Genomic DNA, 21,448 nt, shown 5'->3' with positions numbered 1-21,448 from the left:
AACTTGGAAATAATCACCTTGAATTTGGAGATAGTAAATATGAGGTGATTTGTGTGAATTCATTAATGAAAAATTTAGATTTACATTCTCAAGGGACCTGGCTGCCAGTCAGTTTATCGTTGCTATTGTTATTATATGCGCTTTTTATGCCCAAAAAAGAGATCGGGTGGAGAGAATGGTATATTACATTTGGGGTTATTGGTTATTTTGCTTGGATTGGTGATTCCTTATTTGGAAAAATGTTTGACCTAGTCGATTTTGGTAACCCCAAGATCACAGGAATAGGTGAGTTTCTGAGCTATAGTATCATTCCTTCGGCGCTGTCTGTGATTTATTTAAACTATTTTAAGAAAACAAATAAATGGACTTTAGTTATTATTTTTACCATCCTTTCTACGTTAATTGAATGGGGAATGAGGAAAGTAGGATATATGAAGACTCATGGCTGGAGTTTCTTCATCTCGATACCGTTGTATTTTGTGGTTTTTAGCATTTTCCTTCCTTTACACAGGAGAATAATAAAGGACCATAACCAGCAAAAGTAAAATAATGGGAAATTTTCCGGCTAAATGAAAAATGGAGCTCGTTTCAGGGGAAATAAGGGGAGGTTTTCCGGTTATGCAAAGAAAAATCCCCCATTTTCACGTTTTTCGAGTCAATAGGCGGAATCCCTCCGTCTATTTAAGCCTTTTTTAATAATAATTACGAATTAGCGGAATCTCTCCGTCTATTTATCATTTCGGGTGCGTAACCTGATCCCCCATAAGAAAGCAGCCTTCTTTTTAATACGTTTCATAAATAACGTTACCTGTCTGGGATGTATCATAGTCGCCTAAAGAGTTAACTTCAGACTGAAAATGACTCGATGATAGAATTTCTTTTACTGTGTTTATTAGTCGTTCTGTTTTGGGGGTTTTTATAATAACCAGGTCATACTGTTCTGTTATTAATGGGACAAAATCAATGCCGACTATTTTCGCAGCTTTTTCAATCCCCACACCTATATCAGCTATTCCAGTCGAGACAGCGGAAGCCACACTTAAATGGTTGGTCTCTTCGTGGTCATAACCATTTATGTTCCTAGCAGGAATTTCGTTGATTCTGAGTTGTTCATCAAGAAGGATTCGTGCTCCCGATCCTTTTTCCCGATTAATAATTTTCACATCTTCTCGTTTTAAATCAGTCCAAGAGGTGAGATGTAAAGGGTTGCCCTTTTTAACGTAAAAACCTGCTTTTCTCGAAAGGAGGTTTATTAAAATAATAGGATATCCCACTAATATTTTTTTTATATAGGGTAGATTATACTCGCCTGTATCCCCGTCAAACAGATGTAAGCTAACGATGTCACCATCTCCATTGTACATGGAGATTAGGCTGTTTAAACTTCCCGTAAAAGATCTCAATGGTTTATAGGCTGAGTTTTTCTCGATGTGTTTACCTAATATATCTAAAACTAGGTCTTGTCCACTAATGACAATGTTAGGGGATTCCTTTGTATCGTTCCGGTGAAAATCGGCAATAGAGGGTGTGAATGTAGTATGCTGATTTGTTTTATGATTTTTTATATAATTGTCCAAGTCGTTTGCATCAATTCTCATTTGTCTGCCTACACGGAATACAGGCAGCTGCCCTTTTTTAACAAGGTCATAAAGGGTTAATTTCGATACCTTTAATAGGTGCGACACCTCTTCGATCGTATAGGAAAGTTCCTTTGACATTTACATCCCTCCAATTTTTATTTTAACTGAATACCTGTTAAAAAGTATATTCCTGATAAAAAATGTGATTTTTCTTATATTCATTTTAGTTCTAACTAATTATAATAAGTTATAACTAGTTAGAACCAGTTAGAAAGGGAGAGGGTTAATGAAAAAACTTTTAATTTACTCCATGATGCTATTATTACTGGTTTTGTCTGGGTGTTCTGCTAATGAACAAACGAAAAAGCCAGAAGCACAGAATCAAAAAGTTTCTGAAAAGAAAGTGGAGTTGACGATTTCAGCGGCTGCTAGTTTACAAGATGCATTAAATGAGATTACAGCAACCTTTGAGAAGGAACACCCTAATGTAAAAGTAAACTATAATTTTGGAGCATCAGGAGCACTTGGGCAGCAAATTTCTCAAGGAGCACCTGTCGATCTTTTCTTCTCTGCGGCTGAGGACAAATTCGATAAATTGGTGCAAGACGGACTAATCGACAAGTCCAAAGGAACAGATTTAGTTGGAAATGAACTAGTATTAGTGGTACCCGACGATTCAAAAAAAGAGATTAAAGGATTCGAGGACCTTACCAAATCAGATAAAATTTCCATTGGCACCCCTGAAGCAGTGCCAGCAGGACAATATGCGAAGGAAACATTAGAAAAAGTAAACGTTTGGAAGGCGATTGAAGGAAAAGTGGTATACGCTAAGGATGTTCGGCAGGTACTTACATATGTAGAGACGAACAATGTGGACGCAGGAATTGTATATAAAACAGATGCTTCGGTTTCTCAAAAAGTAAAAATTGTTGCAACCGCGGAGGAGGATACTCACGCTCCTATTATTTATCCATTAGGTGTGATTAAAAACAGCAGCCATCCTAAAGAAGCCCAACTATTCTATGATTATCTACAAAATGAAACATCGATGAAAACGTTTGAGAAGTTTGGATTCAAAGGAATAAATTGATAGACAATGACAACTGAGTTTTGGTCACCTGTCAGACTATCCATTGAGATTGCAGCTGTCTCCGGAGTATGGGTTTTAGTTTTAGGATTATTTTTTGGGAAGGTGATGGCTAATACGAAATTTAAAGGGAAGACCTTAGTTGAAACGGTTTTCCTTTTACCGCTGGTATTGCCGCCTTCTGTCGTAGGATTCCTGTTAATTGTGATATTTGGAAGGAATAGTCCGATAGGACAAATGCTAGAAGAATTGTTTAAACAGCCTGTTATGTTTACGTGGTGGGCGGCTGTCATTGCCTCTTCTGTTGTTGCTTTCCCTCTTATGTATCAATCTGTTAAGACAGGATTGGAATCGATTGATGAGGATATTGAGTATGCAGCTCGTGTTGATGGGGCAAATGAATATAAGTTATTTATATTTATTACCATTCCTCTTGCATATAAAGCCATCATTTCGGGTGCAATATTGAGTTTTGCGAGAGCGCTGGGGGAGTTTGGAGCGACTTTAATGTTTGCTGGAAACATCCCAGGAAAAACCCAAACCATCCCAACCGCTATTTATGTAGCCATTGATTCAGGTAATATGGAATTGGCGTGGTTATGGGTAACGAGTATGATCGGAATTTCCTTTATTATGTTAGTATGCGTTCATCTAATGAAATCCAAATAGCAAAACGATAGGGAGGCATTCCATTAATTTGGGATGTCTCTTTCTTAATTTAGACATCCCCTTTTTAAAAAAGTATTTTCTGCGCATTTACTGCATAGATATTTTATGGACGCCTTTATATATGGAAAAGCCACCTGAAGGATGGATACCAAAGGAAGCAGCCTGGTGCGATTCACGGATATATCTTATAAGTATACGGGGAGTGAACTAGTGGAAGTGAAGAATACAATTATTAAACGAACTATTACCCGTTATACACATGGGAACATTGAAGAAATAGAAGATTCTATTGTTACCGAACATCCGATCACCATCAAGTTAAATCAAAATGAATTTGCGACACTAGTCTGTACCCCTGAATATATAGAGGATATGGTCATTGGTTTTTTAGTATCAGAAGGGGTAATCAGAGGTTTTGAGGACATTGATGATATTTGGATTCAAGTAAAAGAAGGATTTGCCCATGTTAAAACCAACTACGTGAATCATTTTTATGAAAAATTCCACTCAAAAAGATATATAACCTCTTGTTGTGGAAAGAGCAGACAGGGATTTGTTTTTTTCAATGATGTTAAAATGTCACGCAAATTTAAAGACGTTCACGTAAAAATAACATATAAAGAATGTTTTCATCTAATGGAGGAAATGCAAAAAAGCTCAAGTGAGTTTATCGAAACAGGAGGAGTTCATAATGCTTCTCTATGTACCAAAGACGGAATCATTCTTTCCCGTGTAGATATCGGTCGACATAATGCACTGGACAAAATATATGGATATTGTCTACGTAATCAAATTTCATTAAGAGATAAAGTGATTGTTTTTAGCGGACGTCTTTCCTCTGAAATTCTAGCAAAGGTGGCCAAAATTGGGTGTGAGGTTGTTTTATCCAAATCAGCTCCTACAGAATTAGCACTCGAACTTGCAGAAGAATTAGGCATTACTACGGTTGGTTTTATAAGAAAACATTCGTTAAATGTTTATACTCGACTAGATAGAATTGTTGAACCTTGAGTTTACGAGAAAACAAGGTTAATTGAGAGGGGGAATTGTCATAGAAACTCATGTAAAACGTGTTGAAACCATTTGCAGTTTCTGTGGAACTGGATGTGGTCTTGATGTTGAGGTGGAAAATGAAAAAATCAGTAAAGTGAAAGGTCATAAAGAAAATCCATCAAGTCATGGAGAAACCTGTGTCAAGGGTGCACTCGGCTGGGAGTACATCCATAGTGATAGAAGATTAACAGAGCCACTCATTCGAAAAAATGGAAAGCTTATGCCTGCTAGCTGGGATGAAGCCTTGACACTGATAGCTGAGAAATTTTCAGCCCTAAAAGAGAAGGAGGGGCCAGATGCATTTGGCTGCTTCAGTTCTTCCAGATCGACGAATGAGCTAAACTATCTTGTTGGCAAATTTATGCGTACGGTCATCGGCACAAATAATATTGATAGCTGCAACCGAACGTGACATGCTCCTAGTGTCACCGGTCTGGTGACTGTGTTTGGTACGGGTGCAGCAACAGGGTCCTATGATGAGTTAGAAAATACGGATGTCATTCTTGTTTGGGGAAGCAATACCCAGGAATGTCACCCAATCATTTTTAATCATATGCGTCGCGGGATAAAAAATGGTACAAAAATGGTTGTGATCGACCCTCGCCGAATCGATCAAGTAAAGCTAGCTTATAAGTATTTACCTGTTCGGGTGGGAACGGATATTGCCCTTGCGAATGCGATGGGGTATGTCATTATTGAAGAGGATTTAGTGCATAAGGATTTTATTAAAAATGCCACGAAACAATTTGAACTTTATAAAGAAGCCGTCCAGCAATATACGCCGGAATATGCTGAAAAAATTACGGGTATACCAGCTGAAGATATTCGCGAAATTGCCCGCCTGTATGCTGCCGCTGAGAAAGCAACGATTTGCTGGACGTTAGGCATAACAGAACACCATAACGGAACGGAAAATGTCTTTGCTCTGGTTAACTTAGCGTTATTAACCGGTCATATTGGAAAATATGGTTCTGGTCTAAATCCGTTGCGTGGACAAAATAATGTACAGGGCGGCGGAGATATGGGAGCATTGCCAAATCGCCTTGTCGGCGGCTGGAATTTCAATGATCCAGAAGGCAGGAAGCTCCATGAACAAGTATGGGGTGTACCCGTTCCTGAAAAGATGGGAAAACATCAGACATTAATGCTAGATGCAATGGAAAAGAAAGAAATTAAATACCTTTATGTGATTGGCGAAAATCCTGTACAATCAGATGCCGATGGAAATCGGATCCAGAAGATTTTTGAGAATCTTGATTTTTTAGTAGTTCAAGATATTTTGATGACAAAGACCGCGATGCTGGCTGATGTAGTTCTGCCAGCAAATGGATGGGCTGAAAACGATGGGACAATGATCAATTCTGAACGCCGTATCCAACGAGTCCGTCCTGCATTAAAAGGGCCGGGCATATCCCGTCATGATCATGAGATCGTGCAGGATATTGCTAATAAGATGGGCGCTAACTGGAAGTACGAGTCAGCGGAGGCAATTTGGGAGGAAATTCGCCTGCTAGCACCTAATTTTGCCGGGGTAACGTATAAGCGAATGGATGAAGAAGGAGGTCTGCAATGGCCGTGTCCTGATAAAAATCATCCAGGCACATTATTTCTCCATAGCCGCTTATGGTCAAAAGATGTAGGCATGAAAGCGACATTTATGCCTACCCATTACCAGCCGCCAGCGGAGGTGCCAGATGAGGAATATCCTTTGATGCTGACAACAGGACGCCGACTCCAATTTTATAATACTGGGGTACAAACGAGTAATTATAAGAAGGTGAAGAATGCGGAGGAAGCGGTAGAAATTCATCCAGATGACGCAGCTCAATATGGATTTAACGATGGTGATCCGGTCAGGGTAAGCTCCAGAAGAGGAAGTATTATCACGAAAATAAGAGTAAGCAATAGGCAGCCAAGAGGATTAGTATTTATGACATTTCATTTTCCAGATCAGGCAAATACAAATCTATTAACCAATCCTGCTAGTGATCCACTTGCCGGAACAGCTGAGTTTAAGGCATGCGCGATAAAAATTGAAAAACAAGAGGAGAAATCATAGCTTCCTGAAGCTCAGTAGCAGTGCTAGAACATTAGACCTCGAAAAGTGAGAACCCCCTTGCATTAGCAAAGGGGGCAGCTCACTATGAGTAAGGACCATGGTGTTACTGCATTGAAATCCAGACACTCTTAACTTCTGTATAGTTATTAAGGGCATAGGATCCCATTTCACGCCCAATACCGGATTGCTTATATCCGCCAAACGGTGAAGCAGCATCAAATGCATTGTAGCAGTTTACCCAAACAGTTCCTGCGCGGAGCTTGTTTGCAATATAATGTGCATTAGCGACATCGCGTGTCCACACGCCAGCTGCCAATCCATATTCGCTATTGTTCGCACGATTAATTAATTCATCCAAATCGTCATATGGCATGGCGGAAATAACAGGTCCAAAGATTTCTTCCTTGGCAATCGTCATTTCATCGCGTACATCGGCAAAAATAGTAGGGGAGACAAAGTAACCCTGCTCCTGAGGACGATCACCGCCCACTACAAGCTGTGCACCTTCGTTTAGTCCCTTTTCAATATAGCTAAGGACACGGTTTTGCTGCTCGGATGAAACGAGCGGTCCAATTTCTGTATCCGCATGAATTCCGGCACCTTGTCTAATCGTTTTAGCATGTGAAGCCATATCAGCAACCACATTATCAAAGTATTTCTTTTGAATGAACACGCGGGAACCGGCACAGCAAACCTGACCCTGGTTGAACATAACACCGTTAAGCGCACCTGGAATTGCCTTGGTTAAATCAGCATCAGGAAGGATGATGTTTGGTGATTTTCCTCCAAGCTCAAGTGTTACTCGTTTCAATGTTTTAGAGGCGTTTGACATGATCGATTTTCCGACTTCAGTAGAACCAGTAAAAGCAATTTTATCCACTAAAGGATGGTCAACAAGCGGCTGACCTGCCGTTTCTCCAAAACCAGGAACGATGTTGACAACACCTTCTGGGAATCCGGCTTCCTGAATTAATTCAGCTAAGTAAAGCGCTGATAGTGGAGTTTGCTCTGCTGGCTTTAGAACAATGGTACAGCCAGTTGCAAGTGCAGCTCCGAGCTTCCACATGGCCATTAATAGAGGGAAATTCCAAGGAATAATTTGCCCAACTACGCCCACAGCTTCATGACGTGTATAGTTTAAGAATGGTCCATTAACAGGAATGGTTTGTCCAACAATCTTCGTAGACCAGCCTGCATAATATCGCATATGCTCGACTGCCAAAGGAATATCTGCATTAGTTGTTTCTCGAATGGGCTTGCCGTTATCCAAAGTCTCTAATTGGGCTAGTTCCTCACTGTTTTCCTCCATCAAATCGGCAAGCTTGTACATAAGCCGGCTTCTATTAGCAGCGCTCATTTTCGACCATGGACCTTCATCAAATGCTTTACGTGCAGCTTTTACAGCAAGGTCAATATCTGCTGCACCTGCTTCATAAACACATGCTAATACCTCTCCGGTTGCCGGGTTATATGTATCAAAAGTTTTTTGTGACTTGCTTTCAACAAATTCACCATTAATAAATAATTTTTTCTTCCCACTTAGGAACTTTTCTACCTTTTCTTTTAGAGCGACTGTTAATTGAGTCATATAATTCCTCCTAAAATATAAGTTTTTCTTTCCTTTAGTGAATAGACTGGGAAGTGTTTCCATGGAAAATGATAACACTATGAAAATATGAAAAACAACAATAAGTTATATAAAAATTCTGATAAGATTCGCTATAAACAGTCAATTACGCTTGATTTAACCATCGAAACTATCCATATATAGATAAATATCAACAAAACTTAACGAAACTCAACAAAACTCAAAAAAACTTAATGAAACTTAACAAAAGTCATTGTGGTTTACAAAATCATAGATTACAATTTTTCTCAATACATGATTAATTTGAGTGATCCCTTCTAGAATGTAAACCAACGAATGAGGCGTGAGAAAACATGTCGGTTAAAACAACAGGAAGAAGTGGAAGGTTTAACACGGGCCCTTCGTGAGGCTAACACCAAAATACGTCAATTAGAACAGCAAATTGAAAATATGGATGATTATACAGAAGAGGTGTATGCCCTTCGAAATTATGTCTATCGGGAAGAAAAAACAGATAATAACGCTCCATCTTTAAATACAATGAATGAGTATATACGTTCTATGAAAATAATTATTATTGGCGGCTCCCTCAATTGGCAGCAAAAATTAAAAGAGGTGTTCCCGACCATTGAATTTTTTGAAGTTGATGAAAAGAACAGAGATATTTCAAAGATCAAAAGAGTCGATGCAGTCTTTATTAATACAACGATATTTGCCCATTCATTTTATAAAAAAATAATGAAGGAATTGAGTAAAAAGGAAACGCCACTGTTTTATTTGGGCGGGCAAAATAATATCGAGAAAACCACATTAGAAATTTATCAATGGTTAACCGAATAAATTGCGTGATACCTATAAAAACGGGTTATCTTAGTTCCACAAAAACAGCGACAAGTGAAATCCACCTTGTCGCTGTTGGTTTTTACATGCTTAGTTCTCGTTCCCAGGTTTATAAGAATGAATACTATTATCACGGTCTTTTATAATGTCAAACTCAACTTTACCTTTTTGATTATAAGTAGCTAATGTAATTTTATGTAGATCTTCTTCTCTGAGATGATGATTCATCATTTGAGAGTACAGCCAATTCAAATTTTTATGAACGAACTTTAAATTATGATGGATGATATCCCCGTCCATTATTAATGGGATCGATATAAAGGTAGGGCTAGGCTGAAGATTTAGATCGCTGGGTTGTAAGGGTCTTTTAACAGACTTGGGGATGATGCTTACCTGCCCAGACTCCTCCATAACCGCCATCTCCACATCTAATATACTGGTAAATCCCTTGGTTCGAAGGATACCTTGAAGCTCATCCACCGTTAATCGAACTCTTCCTAATCCCTTTTCGTCAATATCGCCGCCCCGAATTAAAACAGTAGGGCTGTGAGAAATCCAATACTTCAACTTGTTGACTAATGCCAGTCTCGATAAAATGATATATAAAAGAGCAATTGCAAAAGAATACCAAGCAGCTGACCAGTTGTTTTTGGAAACAATGGGTTCAGTGATGGCCGTTCCCATAATCTGTATAAACATGAGGTCGAAGGCCGTCATTTGCGCAACTGACCTCTTTCCAGCAAATTTCACCAATAAAAAGCCTAAAGAAAACACCATAAAAGGTGTCCATAAATAATCATTTAAAAATGTCACGTTTTAGTACTAGCCTCCTCCCTTAATCCTTACTACCATTATCCCTAGTCTAAGCAGGAATAAACTTAGAAATGTTATGTTGTTCGGTGACCGTAGGGATAGTTATTGTTTTTATATAGAGGTTCGTGTGTTCAGATGGTCTCGGTGAAACTTCACTATTATAAAATCGTCTAATCTTTGGGAGGAGTGATAACGAATGAAAAAAAGATTGGAAACATTCAAGGGATCGAAACATTTTCGGCTGAATGAAGTTGCTGAAGGGGTATTTGCCGCAATCTCTATTCCTGGAACAGGTTCTCTAGGGAATGCAGCCATCATTGATCTAGGGGATTCAACGCTTGTGGTCGATACCTTCACAACTATACAGGCTGCGGAGGATTTGCAGGCCGCTGCTATACACCTCACTGGAAATTCCGTATCCTATGTCATCAACACACATTGGCACAGTGACCATACAAGCGGAAATCAAGTGTTTAGCCCCAACGCACAAATAATTTCTACAGCTACTACACGTGAAATTATGGCTACAGTTGGACAGAACAGGTTACGCCAGCAGTTGGCAAACCCGGAACCGATATATCAGGCAATCGATGCATTCGAGGAGAAATTACAACAAGAGACCGATGAAAAGCTAAAAATGGAAATGCAATGGGAAGTTGCGAGTGATCGTGAGTACATGAAAATACTTCCCAAATTGGAATATACACTACCAACAATCACTTTTGATCAACAGATGAGGATTTACGGTAGTGAGCGGACCGTGCAGCTTATCACGTATGGTGGAGGTCATACTCTAAGTGACGCATTTGTGTACTTGCCTGAAGAAAAAATGGCTGTAATGGGGGATCTCGTGCTTTCGAAGCATCATCCAGTCATGTTTAATGCAAATCCACAGGAATGGCTAACTATTTTAGAGCGGGTCGAACAACTGGATATTCTTAAAATCATACCGGGGCATGGCGAAGTGTGCACAATGAAAGATCTTCATGAGGTGAAGGGTTACATAAACGATATAATGGCAATGGTTGCGGAAGCCGTCCAATGTAAGAGAAGCATTGATGATATTTTAGTGCCAAAAGCGTATCAAGATTGGTACTTCACTACATATTTTAAAGAAAACTTGAAAAAGGTTTATGAATTAATCACTAAATAGCGGATAAAAATTATTAAATGCTAGATTCGCCAAATGAAGAAATTGTAAAATAGTTATAAAAATGACGGGGTTTTTATGAAACAAGTAGCTTAAGAGGGAAAAATAATGACTTGATCCAGGATTGAACGCCTGGATTTTTTTGTGTTTTTTTGGAAGAATAGGCTAGTGGCAGATAAAACAAAAAAAGGATACACCAAAGTTATTTTCATAAATATAACACTATATCTTTCCTCATCTTTCCTCTAAAATACATAGTTGGAACACTTTTTTTCTAAAAAATATAGGGGGAAATAAAAAGTGAAGAAATTTCAAAGGATTTTATTGGCAGTCGTCCTTCTGTTTGGCTGTTTTCCAGCTGTTGGTAATGCAGTCGCACCAGATGAGTTAAATGCATTTTTAACCGAAACGAAGTGGACAGAAGAAGATCTAGACTCCTATCTGGAATATTACTATGATATGAGCTTGAAAGATTTTTCTACGATTGATGAATTAAAAGAAACACTAGGTGAGCCAATTACAGAAGAAAATCTACAGGAATTAATAAAAGAATACGAGTTTCAAAATGAAGCAGACCTTGTTGATTTCCTTATTGAAAACGGGGAAATGGAAAAAGGTGAAAATATTAGGGATGTCTTTCGATATATATATGCCCTTGATGATACTGTTTTTTACTATACAGAAGAAACTGGCACCCCGATTACAGATGAAAACCTCAAGGAACTGCTTGGAGATTATGATTTGACCCTTCAGGAATTGAAGGATTTATTGAAAAAAAATGATGATTCACTGGACAATTATGAAACGATTGAAGATTTGGATATGGCGGTAGCTTTGTATTTGGGCGGAAATGGAATAGAGGATATTGTTTCCGAAATAGGTATTACAGAAACCGAAGTCATGGCAATGATGGCCCATTTTGAAAGCCTCAAACTAGATGAAGCGATGGTTCAAGAAAAAATGGCATCATTTCAGAATCGCCTTGAACCATTTGTTGATTTAGAAACGGCCAGCGAGCTTACAACTGAACAGGCTGTTGAGTTGGCCAGCATTGTAGACGAAATCTTTAACATCGTTGAATTAAAGCCGAAGTTTTATCTAGTAAAAGACAGTAAAAAGAAACCAGTTACTATGAATGAGCTTGTCAAGATGAAGGATGCTCAAGGTTATGGCTTGTTAATTGAGCTTTATAATAATCAGGGTAAGTTTCTTGCAGATGTATTATTCCCTGCAGACATGCTTAATTCGGAATTAATAGATGAAACGGTTAAAGATGTGAAAAAAATCGAAACGGCTGTAAAAAGCACAAAGGAAAAGCAGCCACGAACGATTAAAGGTGGTAAACTTCCAAATACAGCTGGCCATTATATCGAGTGGGTACTGGTTGGTTCATTATTGGTTCTAGTAGGTGCCGCTTTTTACCGTCAGAGGAAAGAGCAAGCCTAATGGAAAGGAAAATTCCGGCTCGAAAGTGGATGAGCATCTTCCTAGTCCTTGTAGGATTAGGGATGGTGTTATCAAACATCAAGCCCTTTTTTCAAAAAACAAATGAGGGTCAATTCCAACCTAAACAGGAAAAAATAGCACCCAAAGTAGTACAAGAAAAAGTTGGTTCGAAGTCTCTTTATTCAGTCCGTTACAACATAGGGGATCGGATTGGAGATCTTGAAATCCCGAAGCTTTCTAAGACCTTGCCGATTTTTCATGGGGCAAATGAAGATGAACTGGAAAAAGGAGTCGGCCATTTTGCAGGTAGCGTGCTGCCTGGTGAAAAGGATAATTCCGTTCTTTCAGGACACAGGGATACGGTGTTTAGACAGCTGGGAAAAATCGGAAAAGGCGATTTGTTCATAGTAAGGACATCTGCGGGCAAGTTTACCTATAAAGTAAGAAGAACACGAATTGTTGATGCCGATGATCGGACCGTGATTGTCCCTAAACCGAGGGCAACTCTGACGGTTACGACCTGTTATCCATTTTCATACATTGGAAACGCACCGCAGCGCTATATTTTAATCGCAGATTTAATTAGCTCTAACTAGGATTTTAAATGGATCAATCCTTACTAAGTAAGGATTGATTTTTTGTATAAGGTTCGAATTAATTGTTTTCGTAGTATGGTGGCATTGTGCCTTTTTCGCCACTAGGCGATGAAGATCCTGGTTCTACTTGATAAGATAAACTCCAATAACCTTTGACCTTTCCCTTACTCCAATTTTCCGTAAAGGTAACCATATAAACCTCATCTTCCTTTTCTTGGACACTCGTTTCTCTTTTTACTTGATATCCATCAATAGTGCCTTCCCATTTTCCTATTTTTTTAGGGAATTTTTCTATGGTAGTACCTTCAGAATCAGAAGTGGCGTATTCAACGGCACTTTCTTTTGTAAATGGAGGAGAAATTAATTGTAAATATCCCCAAGCCATGAATAGGAAAGCAAGTGGAACAAGAAAAAGCATTTTCACACGTTTGTTCTTTGACGCCCATTTATATAGCCACTTATCAATCACTGCATACAGGAATGCAGCTAGCATACCATAATAGGTAAATGTCTTCTCTTCTAGAACTACTCCGATTACCGATCCAAATGCACCAACAATGAATACATATAACCAATCTTGCGGCCTAAACCACTTTCTTTGGATATACGCTACTCCAATAGACACCAGATTTCCGTAAATGAGGACAATAACTCCAATATAAATTAAAAAAAATAAAAACCAACCAATGAATTGATTTCCTTGATTATATACTCCTTCAGGACTATCTTGAATGCTGAAAAACAATAACAGTCCCGTCGTAACAATAGTGGAAACACTTGTTGCAATCAATTTTCTTTTCATAAAGTTTCCGATACCAGTTTCCATTTTACCCCCGATCTTCGTTCCCTTTTAACTAATCATTTTTTATTACTTATTCACCTTAAAAGTAAATTATCCTCTATATATTGAATTGTTTATAAGTTGGTAGCTGCGGCAGTCCACGAGTAACTCAAAAAAACACAAGAACGGTTTTGAGACTATTTTGAGGTGAAAGTGATGACTACTAAAACTGTCTGTCCCTGTGGTCTATAAACAAAAAAAGGACAGCCCTATTAAGGCTATCCAGTACATTCTATTAAGCTTCGATGACTCTAGGCTGTTGGTAGACTTCATTTTCTAATTCCCCTGTGATCTTGCCAGTCAGCACGCCGGCGGTCATGCTTCCGCTGACATTCAAAGCGGTACGTCCCATATCAATTAAAGGTTCAACTGAGATTAATAGTCCGACAATGGCAATTGGCAGGTTTAATACGGATAGAACGATTAATGCGGCAAATGTGGCTCCACCGCCAACACCAGCAACCCCAAATGAACTAATCGCAACTACTAAAATAAGAGTAATGATAAATGATGGGCTTAACGGATTGATGCCCGCAGAAGGTGCAACCATGACGGCTAACATCGCTGGGTAAATACCAGCACATCCGTTTTGGCCGATGGAAAGTCCGAATGATGCGGCAAAGTTAGCAATCCCTTCCGATACACCAAAGTCTTTTGTTTGTGTTTTTATATTTAAAGGTAATGTCCCAGCACTTGTACGAGAAGTAAAGGCAAATGTTAGTGCAGGCAATGCTTTTTTCACATAGTTTACAGGACTTAATTTTGCTAGTAAGAGGAGCAGCAGATGCACCACAAACATCGCAATTAATGCCACATAAGATGCAATGACAAACTTCCCTAATTTTGCGATCGCTGCATAATCACTCATCGCCATCACTTTCGTAATTAACGCAAGTACACCATATGGAGTAAGGCGAAGAATAAGTGTGACGACCCTCATGATAATCGCGTAAAACGTATCAATGATTTTGGCAAAAAACTCGCCATGCTCAGGATCTTTTCGCTTTACTCCAAGGTAAGCCATCCCAACAATCGCGGCAAAAATAACAACGGCGATCGTAGAGGTTGGGCGGGCACCCGTTAGATCCGCAAATGGATTACTTGGGAACAACTCGATGATTTGCTGTGGAATTGTCATGTCTTGAACGCCCACTACTTTTTGTTCCAACTCAGCATTTCGAGCGGCTTCGGCATCTCCTTGATTTAGTTCAATTCCATCCAGGCCAAATCCTAGCGCGGAACCAATTCCAATTGCTGCAGAAATAGCTGTCGTTCCAAGAAGAATGGCAATCACAAGGAAACTTATCTTTCCGATATTTTTAGTCAACTTAAATTTTGTAAATGCTCCAACAATTGAAATAAACACAAGCGGCATGACAACCATTTGCAGTAGTTTTACATACCCAGTTCCAACGATCGCAAACCAATCAATGGATTTTACCGTAATGTTGGAGGTTGTCCCATAAATAAGATGAATGATAAATCCAAAAACAATCCCCAATCCTAGTGCAGTAAAAACACGCTTAGAAAAAGACACATGCTTTTTCTGCATCGCGAACAATCCAAGGACAAGCAGTAGGAAAACGGCAATATTAATGATAATCAGGATAGTATCCATCTTTAATCCCCCTATAACGATTATTTATATTTAAAAAATACTATAATATGATTATTCCAATCGGTCAAGTCGGAATTATAAAAAATAGAAAAGCCGCCGGGACGGCCTTAAGATGATTGTTGGAAAAGGATACCGATTAGGAGTATAACTCTAGATGTTGTATGATAAAAAACATGGGAAATTAGATCAGGAGGTGAAGTCATGTTTAATGAAGAGTATGAACTATTGTTAAGGAAATCTCTTGAGGTGGCACCAGACTGGTTAAAAGATGATGTCGAAAGCATTATGCGTAAGGAGCCGCATGCTGGCGTTAGCTACGTGATTGCAGAATTGCATCACACCTATACATTTAGCATCAGACATATCTTATCGGCAAGCCATCTATCTGGTGAATGGTCCCAGGTTTCAAGAGAACGTCTGAACTTTATTGATAATAATATTGATATAATTGTTGCTCTTTACCATAGAGCAAAGGATAGGTAACCATACGAAAATCACATGTGCGAACCGATATTTCTATCGGTTCTTTTACTTTTTACTCCAAAATTTTCTTATATCGCTAAAATATGGTCAGAAAATGCGGGATGTTGTCGAATCTTACAGAGGGAGGTAAATAGTCATGGGCCGCATTTAGTGTTTGACACATGATCTTCCCATTAAGACAGCGACAAGAGGGAATAGGTGAAAAAGTGAATATGACTAACGATTTATTTGTGAATGGTGAATTAGCTCGTAACAGGAAAGAGACTCATGGAAAAAGCAAGCAAACAAAAAGTGCACCAGAGTTCACTTCGAGGATGGAAAAACGTGAATATGAGCAAAGAGTCAGTTATTTTGATATTCGCAATGTATTGGATATCAAAGGATTCCTAAAAGATATTCGTGCGAATTGGAATACATATGTGTCACAGGTTAACCAAATGATTCAAAATAGCCCAGTAAAAAAACTAGTCGTGACGGGGATTTTTACCGTTGTCCTTAGCTTTTTTGCCAGCACAGCCAATGCGGCGTTTATTCAGGAATATACATATCAGGTAAAAAGCGGCGAAAAAATCGAAGCGATTGCGGCGGCACATGGAGTCACCGTACAAGAAATTTTAGAAGCAAATGGGCTGACATCCATTAACGGGAAAAAAATTCTTTTACCAAAAGTACATAATAGAACGGTGAATGCCACAACTCTAAATGTTCGGTCAAACCCGACGACAAAAAGTAGTATTATAGGAACCTATAAAAAAGGGGAAGTTGTCAAGGTTTCATTCGTCGAAAACGGTTGGGCAGGCATTCTGATCAAAGGAAGAGTTTGTTTTGTGAGTGCTAGTTATCTTACCACACCAGGTGAAACGACGAAGCCAGCTATCACTCAAGCCAAAACGATGTATGTAAATGCGACAACATTAAAAGTGAGAGACGCTGCCTCTACGAGTGGTGCGGAAGTAGGTACGTTGAAATTAAACGATCGTGTGTCGGTGAAATCGTCTAGTAAAGGGTGGGCGCAGATTCAATTCAACGGCAAAGCGGCGTTTGTCAGTGAAACCTACTTAACTATGAACAAACCTGCAACAACAAAACCAAGCTCATCCATGTATGTGATTAAGCCCGGTGATACGTTTATGAAAATCAGTAAAGGCTTACATATCTCAGTCTCATCCATTCAAGAACTAAATCCAACCGTTGACCCAACCAAGTTGAAAATTGGGCAAAAAATTAACATCCCTGCCAATAGTGAATCTGCTACTACGAATCAATTAAAAGTAACAGCGCAACTTCAAGCCGTAGACACTAATGGAACATTTCGTTTTAGTACGGCTGATGGAAACTCGTATACTGCCAAAGCATCAGGAAGGTTGATAAAGGAATTAGTAGAACTTTTTGGGCAAAAAGTAACCCTAACCCTTGAAGGGAAACGGGGGCAGCAAATGACTTTACTTTCTATTCAATAAATAGAGTTAGACACAGGTATTTGGCATTCTCTAGAGGGTTGTTGTTTTATTAGATTCGCTGATTAAACTCAAAAATTCGCCGATTGAACTAAGAAATTCGCCGATTGAGCCAGTAAATTCACTGATAGAATCCGAAAATTGACTCATTATACATCATAATTCGCTCAATAGACTGGTTAGGTCGTTAAAAAAATCATGAGATTTATAGGTTAAGAGGTAGATTTACATCGAAATGAAGCCTTGAAGAGATTGAATTTATTTTAAAACCCTGAAATATGTCATAAATCTCTTAAAATATGTTATAAGTATAAAAAATTATGTCATAAGTAATTTCAAATCGAAATAATTTCCATAAAGTGTAATACAAAGAATAATAAAAAGGCTGCCGAAAGTTTTTCGACAGCCTGAAGACCTCTATATAGCAGTATTTCGGCGCTTCTAGATTCACTATGCTTGTAATTTCTCCATTCTCTTAAAAGCCTGTTCCCAATCATCGACAGGACTTGACCCTTTATCAACTGTCAGATGATTTCGTGTTTCTACTGATTCCTTCTTCGGATGAACTCTACCACCCATCCAATATTTTTTACCCATCCAATAGACAAGCGTACCAGCGAGCATGATCGGTAAGAGGGGAAGAAAGCCAATGAAGCTAAGACAATAGCCTAACCATTTTTTCTTGCCAAACTTACGAAGGTACCAGCCTGCTGATAAAGCGGCTAACGTTATGGCAGCAAATAAAATACTGAACAACACGAACTCATCAGCACTTATCCCCAACGGTGTGCTCAAGGGTGAAACCATTGCCGCTACACTGCCTGGTACATAACCTTGTCCCTGCTCAATCATATTTGATTTCAGAATGGTCCCCAAGTTTTTCATCAAATCAGTAAATTGGTTGATTGTGTCCTGAATAAAGGCTTGGGTTACTCCACCAGGTTTGACATATTGCAAGCCTAGAAACAATACCGCGATTAAAACAATAGCTCCGAGCCGCCGCCGCCAACCTTTCCTCTTCTTTTTCGTTTCCTTCATAATGTTACTTACTTTCCTTTAACTGGGCCAATTCACGTTCTACTGCTTCCTGGATTTCCAAATTAACAGGAGGAACAGCCGGGATAAAGTAGGAACCAGCCAAGGCCTGTGCCTCTAATTGCTGGACATAATCTTCCACTCGGTTGAATCCCTTCAATGCATTGTCCGTATTGAAGGAAGCGATCGCTGCGTGCAACTGCTCTTGTGCTTTTGCCGCATTTGCACGTGAGAGGAGCACTAGACGCCTGTTTGCTAATTCGTTGTATTTTTCAAGTAATACATCAATTTGATCACGGAGGGCAGACGTTTGCTGTTTCATTGCCGCATACTGCTCTGCATAGAGTTTCAGCTTGGCTTCCTCTTTCAATTTTTCTTGAAGAGCAATCCTTGCGATGGTGTCCTCACCGTTTGCAACAGCAAGCTCTGCTTGACGAGTGCGTTTTGCAACCAAAACTTGTGCCTCTGCCACCAGTAGCCCATGACGTTTTTCTAAGTACAACTGTTGCCCTAATGCATCCTTTGCCTGGTCCACCTGCTCGTCCAATTCACGCATGTATTGATTCATTAAACTGATTGGATCTTCCACCTTATCCAGAACTTCATGTATATCTGCCATAACAATTGTTTTTACTCGATTAAAAATACCCATTTTACTTTTCCTCCTTAGATAGATTCTTTTCCCATGTATCCAAAATTTGTGAGTTGTTGTTGACCACTGGTGCCGTGTAGCCGATGGGGCTGAACTCTTTTGATTTAGAGGAGCCAACTTTCTTATACAACCAGTAAGCACCTGCACCAATTGCTAGAATCGGAAGGGATGCCTTTAAAGCTGTGACAAGGCCAACACCGATTAATCCGTAACCAGCCCACTTTTTCCAAACTTTATCTCCTGCATGTTTGCGAAGGGAGATACCAAAGAGTGTAATACCCGCACCGATAAGGGTTCTTGTCCAACCAAAGTCAAACCCAAATCCATGCCTTCCTCCATGACCCATCATGCCAGGGCCTCGACCGCCTTGCATCATCCCTTGTCCAGAACCTGCCTGCATCATGTCATGACCGCCAAAGTGGCCAAAGTGCCCAAATCCCGGAAGTAGATGTGAACCTGCCCAAATCGTAGCTGCGCCAACTGGAAGCCAGAATAACCATTTTTTCTTCATTTTAAAGTTCCTCCCTAATTGAAATTTATGATTTATCATTTGTTGTTTTCTTGTTTACAAGATTGATTATGCCTGACGAGCCTTAACATTTTCTTAACGAAAAATAATAGTCTTTTTGCTAGAGAAGCAGGTTGGGAAGGATTAGCCCCCAAGGTTAAAGAACATTGAAAGGAATACACTTGATGAGGAGTCCGTGTAAGTGATGAATGAATGAAGAAAGAATTACGATGCTAATTACCATTCCTAGGTCTGTGCAAAATGAAGCAAGACTGCACATAAAAACAATATGTCGCACTATACTTAATACAGGCTATTAGTATTGAATTAAAAGTCCAAATAATTTGTTGGATAAGGCATTTGTCCTTTAACTTCTAAAATTCTAGACAAATACCCAAGAACTTCAACCCAAACATGCATATGCTCTAGTGTAAAATGAAATGAGGAGGATGAATGCTTGTATGTTTAATGCCTATAATGAGAGGGTTGGTTTAGGTGGACCAGGCTCAGGTTTTGGTTTTGCACCAGGACTTGGTTTTGGAGCTCCAGGCTATCCGCATCCGCACCCACACTACCCGTACTACCATCATCACTATCCGTACTATCATCATCATTACCCGTACTATCATCATCACGATCCATACCACCACCACCACCACCACTACCCTTATTAAAATTTGTTAATAAACTTGCCGTTCAAATAAAAAGGAACAGAAATTTCTGTGAAACAAGCGTGTTTCTGCATTAGCAGAAACGCTTGTTTCTTGTTGGGTATGGAGAAAATGGCTGAAATTGTTGTTTTATTTATCTTGCTGATTATCGTAGGAGCAATGGTCTAGTTCTAATTAAAATGCAAAAAAGCCCTTAAGGGGCTTTTGACAAACTAAAAAGGAACACGCAGGTGGAGGATATCTGGTGATTACAGTATTCGATTCAAAAAAACAATCTCTAATTATGCGAAAGCCCAAACGCTTCTAAAGTAAGACTGAACGATACGATTACGGAGGTCAGTCGCAGTGTTTTAATATGGAGTTGGAGTTGGAGGAGAACAATGGAAGTTAACAATATCTCTTAAAGGAACCGAATATTGATTCCATCTTCCGCCGAAAAACCTATAGCCATAAGCTCTTTGATGCCCGATAGTCGTCAAAAAAAACCAGAAATTGTCTCCGTTTCTAAGCCACAAATACGTGAAACGATAGATACAATTTTCAAGACCCCAGGTATTCAGGGCAGATGGCATTTGTCGTGTATTTACCATAATTCGAGGTTCACTCCTTATTGAAATTAGACTTATAACCAAGTTTATGCTCAGGGTAAAAGCTTGGATTGGATATATGCCTAGTAGCCCACCTGAATTCAAATATGATTGAAGAAGTAAATGAAATTGTTTAAGGGTTGGGCAACTATTTTTATTGAGAACGGTATCTCTAATCCAAAGGAAATTATGAATCGTTTAAATAAGCCATGGAGTTGTTCAGCTAACGGGGGCATGGTTAAACCAGGAGTTGCTTCGGCAGCTTTTTTTTTATTATTGAGCTATCGGAAGAAGGTTAATGCAAGAAGGAATATCCCAACGGTGTGTTGAACTATTGTTCTAGCCATTCATTATGGTGCAAATTAGTTAGAATATGATGCTTTTAAAAACTTTATTTATGTTTAAACTTTTTTGTAAAAAGAAGTTGACTTACATGCAGATTATTTGTTATATTATTACTTGTCGCTGAGGCGGCGAAGTTAATTTAAAAAAAGAAATTGACTTCTACGAGACGAAATGTTAAAATTAATTTCGCTGTCGCTAATTAAAGTGATGTATTGTTCTTTGAAAACTAAACAAACAAAATCGTGCAAACAAACAATATTAATCGTGTTTCTTCTATTAATATGAAGAGCATGAGCCAACGTAACAAAATGAGCTAATCAACTTTCTTGGAGAGTTTGATCCTGGCTCAGGACGAACGCTGGCGGCGTGC

The 21,448-nt window shown here is 39.1% G+C and carries 22 protein-coding genes; 14 read left to right on the top strand and 8 right to left on the bottom strand.

Translation table 11 applies throughout. The features are described 5' to 3' along the window. Positions 1-53 precede the first annotated feature (53 nt). Complete coding sequence (locus FS608_RS13165; protein ID WP_144550702.1) at positions 54-545, top strand: hypothetical protein; 492 nt, start codon at positions 54-56, stop codon at positions 543-545. 237 nt (positions 546-782) lie between these two features. Here the strand turns inward: FS608_RS13165 and FS608_RS13160 are convergent, their stop codons facing one another. After that, positions 783-1,718 carry a substrate-binding domain-containing protein gene (locus FS608_RS13160; RefSeq protein ID WP_144550700.1) on the bottom strand — a complete coding sequence of 312 codons (936 nt, stop codon included), beginning with the start codon at positions 1,716-1,718 and terminating at the stop codon, positions 783-785. Positions 1,719-1,866: 148 nt separating this feature from the next. Here FS608_RS13160 and modA point away from each other — a divergent pair, with 148 nt between their 5' ends. The 4 genes from modA to fdhF all read left to right on the top strand — a co-directional run bounded on the left by modA (position 1,867) and on the right by fdhF (position 6,448). Beyond that, the gene (gene modA / locus FS608_RS13155; RefSeq protein WP_144550698.1) at positions 1,867-2,670 is read left to right on the top strand and encodes a molybdate ABC transporter substrate-binding protein; all 804 of its coding nucleotides are present in this window, start codon (positions 1,867-1,869) and stop codon (positions 2,668-2,670) included. 6 nt (positions 2,671-2,676) lie between these two features. Continuing rightward, a complete protein-coding gene (gene modB, locus FS608_RS13150; RefSeq protein ID WP_144550696.1) occupies positions 2,677-3,336 on the top strand; it encodes a molybdate ABC transporter permease subunit in 660 nt (219 codons plus the stop codon). Positions 3,337-3,552: 216 nt separating this feature from the next. After that, positions 3,553-4,347, top strand: coding sequence for a formate dehydrogenase accessory sulfurtransferase FdhD (gene fdhD, locus FS608_RS13145; protein ID WP_144552107.1), 795 nt, complete (start codon positions 3,553-3,555; stop codon positions 4,345-4,347). 22 nt (positions 4,348-4,369) lie between these two features. After that, a complete protein-coding gene (fdhF, locus tag FS608_RS13140; protein WP_260871671.1) occupies positions 4,370-6,448 on the top strand; it encodes a formate dehydrogenase subunit alpha in 2,079 nt (692 codons plus the stop codon). 103 nt (positions 6,449-6,551) lie between these two features. Here the strand turns inward: fdhF and FS608_RS13135 are convergent, their stop codons facing one another. Then, positions 6,552-8,036, bottom strand: a complete 1,485-nt coding sequence (locus FS608_RS13135) for an aldehyde dehydrogenase family protein (RefSeq protein ID WP_144550694.1) — start codon at positions 8,034-8,036, stop codon at positions 6,552-6,554. 336 nt (positions 8,037-8,372) lie between these two features. Between FS608_RS13135 and FS608_RS13130 the strand changes: the two genes are divergently transcribed. Further along, entirely contained in the window at positions 8,373-8,876 is a 504-nt protein-coding gene (locus FS608_RS13130) for a hypothetical protein (RefSeq protein WP_144550692.1), read from the top strand. Positions 8,877-8,966: 90 nt separating this feature from the next. Here the strand turns inward: FS608_RS13130 and FS608_RS13125 are convergent, their stop codons facing one another. Further along, the gene (locus FS608_RS13125; protein ID WP_144550691.1) at positions 8,967-9,689 is read right to left on the bottom strand and encodes a DUF421 domain-containing protein; all 723 of its coding nucleotides are present in this window, start codon (positions 9,687-9,689) and stop codon (positions 8,967-8,969) included. Positions 9,690-9,885: 196 nt separating this feature from the next. Here FS608_RS13125 and FS608_RS13120 point away from each other — a divergent pair, with 196 nt between their 5' ends. From FS608_RS13120 to FS608_RS13110, 3 genes are all read left to right on the top strand, one after another. Further along, positions 9,886-10,842, top strand: coding sequence for an MBL fold metallo-hydrolase (locus FS608_RS13120; protein WP_144550690.1), 957 nt, complete (start codon positions 9,886-9,888; stop codon positions 10,840-10,842). A gap of 297 nt (positions 10,843-11,139) precedes the next feature. Continuing rightward, on the top strand, positions 11,140-12,285 hold the full coding sequence (locus FS608_RS13115) for a processed acidic surface protein (RefSeq protein WP_144550689.1): 1,146 nt from the start codon (positions 11,140-11,142) through the stop codon (positions 12,283-12,285). Then, complete coding sequence (locus tag FS608_RS13110) at positions 12,285-12,881, top strand: class D sortase (protein WP_260871670.1); 597 nt, start codon at positions 12,285-12,287, stop codon at positions 12,879-12,881. The genes FS608_RS13115 and FS608_RS13110 overlap by 1 nt, the downstream gene beginning before the upstream one ends. 58 nt (positions 12,882-12,939) lie before the next feature. On the opposite strand, the gene FS608_RS13105 is transcribed toward FS608_RS13110, so the two are convergent. Next, the gene (locus FS608_RS13105; RefSeq protein ID WP_144550688.1) at positions 12,940-13,707 is read right to left on the bottom strand and encodes a hypothetical protein; all 768 of its coding nucleotides are present in this window, start codon (positions 13,705-13,707) and stop codon (positions 12,940-12,942) included. Positions 13,708-13,957: 250 nt separating this feature from the next. After that, a complete protein-coding gene (locus FS608_RS13100; protein WP_144550687.1) occupies positions 13,958-15,340 on the bottom strand; it encodes an L-cystine transporter in 1,383 nt (460 codons plus the stop codon). Positions 15,341-15,541: 201 nt separating this feature from the next. On the opposite strand from FS608_RS13100, the gene FS608_RS13095 reads away from it, so the two are divergent. Both FS608_RS13095 and FS608_RS13090 read left to right on the top strand, forming a co-directional pair. After that, the gene (locus FS608_RS13095; RefSeq protein WP_144550686.1) at positions 15,542-15,823 is read left to right on the top strand and encodes a hypothetical protein; all 282 of its coding nucleotides are present in this window, start codon (positions 15,542-15,544) and stop codon (positions 15,821-15,823) included. Positions 15,824-16,035: 212 nt separating this feature from the next. Then, on the top strand, positions 16,036-17,283 hold the full coding sequence (locus tag FS608_RS13090) for an SH3 domain-containing protein (RefSeq protein WP_186328718.1): 1,248 nt from the start codon (positions 16,036-16,038) through the stop codon (positions 17,281-17,283). A gap of 447 nt (positions 17,284-17,730) precedes the next feature. On the opposite strand, the gene FS608_RS13085 is transcribed toward FS608_RS13090, so the two are convergent. The 3 genes from FS608_RS13085 to FS608_RS13075 are packed head-to-tail and all read right to left on the bottom strand — an operon-like array spanning position 17,731 to position 19,478. Beyond that, the gene (locus tag FS608_RS13085) at positions 17,731-18,318 is read right to left on the bottom strand and encodes an MFS transporter (RefSeq protein ID WP_144550684.1); all 588 of its coding nucleotides are present in this window, start codon (positions 18,316-18,318) and stop codon (positions 17,731-17,733) included. Positions 18,319-18,322: 4 nt separating this feature from the next. Further along, entirely contained in the window at positions 18,323-18,967 is a 645-nt protein-coding gene (locus FS608_RS13080; protein WP_144550682.1) for a PspA/IM30 family protein, read from the bottom strand. A gap of 1 nt (position 18,968) precedes the next feature. Then, positions 18,969-19,478 (bottom strand): hypothetical protein, encoded by a 510-nt coding sequence (locus FS608_RS13075; protein ID WP_144550680.1) that lies wholly within the window; start codon positions 19,476-19,478, stop codon positions 18,969-18,971. Between the two features lie 446 nt (positions 19,479-19,924). Between FS608_RS13075 and FS608_RS13070 the strand changes: the two genes are divergently transcribed. The 3 genes from FS608_RS13070 to FS608_RS13060 all read left to right on the top strand — a co-directional run bounded on the left by FS608_RS13070 (position 19,925) and on the right by FS608_RS13060 (position 21,063). Next, a complete protein-coding gene (locus tag FS608_RS13070) occupies positions 19,925-20,149 on the top strand; it encodes a hypothetical protein (protein WP_144550678.1) in 225 nt (74 codons plus the stop codon). A gap of 99 nt (positions 20,150-20,248) precedes the next feature. Further along, positions 20,249-20,314, top strand: a complete 66-nt coding sequence (locus tag FS608_RS31770; protein ID WP_186328736.1) for a YjcZ family sporulation protein — start codon at positions 20,249-20,251, stop codon at positions 20,312-20,314. 548 nt (positions 20,315-20,862) lie between these two features. Continuing rightward, positions 20,863-21,063: a hypothetical protein gene (locus FS608_RS13060; protein ID WP_186328717.1), complete on the top strand. Its 201-nt coding sequence runs from the start codon at positions 20,863-20,865 to the stop codon at positions 21,061-21,063. Positions 21,064-21,448 lie beyond the last annotated feature (385 nt).

This window comes from Bacillus sp. X1(2014) (assembly GCF_007678255.1).
This window is presented reverse-complemented; position numbering and strand designations above follow the sequence as displayed.

Excerpts from the sequence above, each read along its gene's own strand:
- FS608_RS13085 (WP_144550684.1), bottom strand. The coding sequence starts at position 18,318 with ATGAAGGAAACGAAAAAGAAGAGGAAAGGTTGGCGGCGGCGGCTCGGA.
- FS608_RS13090 (WP_186328718.1), top strand. The coding sequence starts at position 16,036 with ATGACTAACGATTTATTTGTGAATGGTGAATTAGCTCGTAACAGGAAA.
- FS608_RS13130 (WP_144550692.1), top strand. The coding sequence starts at position 8,373 with ATGAGGCGTGAGAAAACATGTCGGTTAAAACAACAGGAAGAAGTGGAA.
- FS608_RS13120 (WP_144550690.1), top strand. The coding sequence starts at position 9,886 with ATGAAAAAAAGATTGGAAACATTCAAGGGATCGAAACATTTTCGGCTG.
- FS608_RS13100 (WP_144550687.1), bottom strand. The coding sequence starts at position 15,340 with ATGGATACTATCCTGATTATCATTAATATTGCCGTTTTCCTACTGCTT.
- FS608_RS13070 (WP_144550678.1), top strand. The coding sequence starts at position 19,925 with ATGAATGCTTGTATGTTTAATGCCTATAATGAGAGGGTTGGTTTAGGT.
- FS608_RS13080 (WP_144550682.1), bottom strand. The coding sequence starts at position 18,967 with ATGGGTATTTTTAATCGAGTAAAAACAATTGTTATGGCAGATATACAT.
- FS608_RS13160 (WP_144550700.1), bottom strand. The coding sequence starts at position 1,718 with ATGTCAAAGGAACTTTCCTATACGATCGAAGAGGTGTCGCACCTATTA.
- FS608_RS13095 (WP_144550686.1), top strand. The coding sequence starts at position 15,542 with ATGTTTAATGAAGAGTATGAACTATTGTTAAGGAAATCTCTTGAGGTG.
- FS608_RS13075 (WP_144550680.1), bottom strand. The coding sequence starts at position 19,478 with ATGAAGAAAAAATGGTTATTCTGGCTTCCAGTTGGCGCAGCTACGATT.
- modB (WP_144550696.1), top strand. The coding sequence starts at position 2,677 with ATGACAACTGAGTTTTGGTCACCTGTCAGACTATCCATTGAGATTGCA.
- FS608_RS13135 (WP_144550694.1), bottom strand. The coding sequence starts at position 8,036 with ATGACTCAATTAACAGTCGCTCTAAAAGAAAAGGTAGAAAAGTTCCTA.
- FS608_RS13110 (WP_260871670.1), top strand. The coding sequence starts at position 12,285 with ATGGAAAGGAAAATTCCGGCTCGAAAGTGGATGAGCATCTTCCTAGTC.
- modA (WP_144550698.1), top strand. The coding sequence starts at position 1,867 with ATGAAAAAACTTTTAATTTACTCCATGATGCTATTATTACTGGTTTTG.
- FS608_RS13105 (WP_144550688.1), bottom strand. The coding sequence starts at position 13,707 with ATGGAAACTGGTATCGGAAACTTTATGAAAAGAAAATTGATTGCAACA.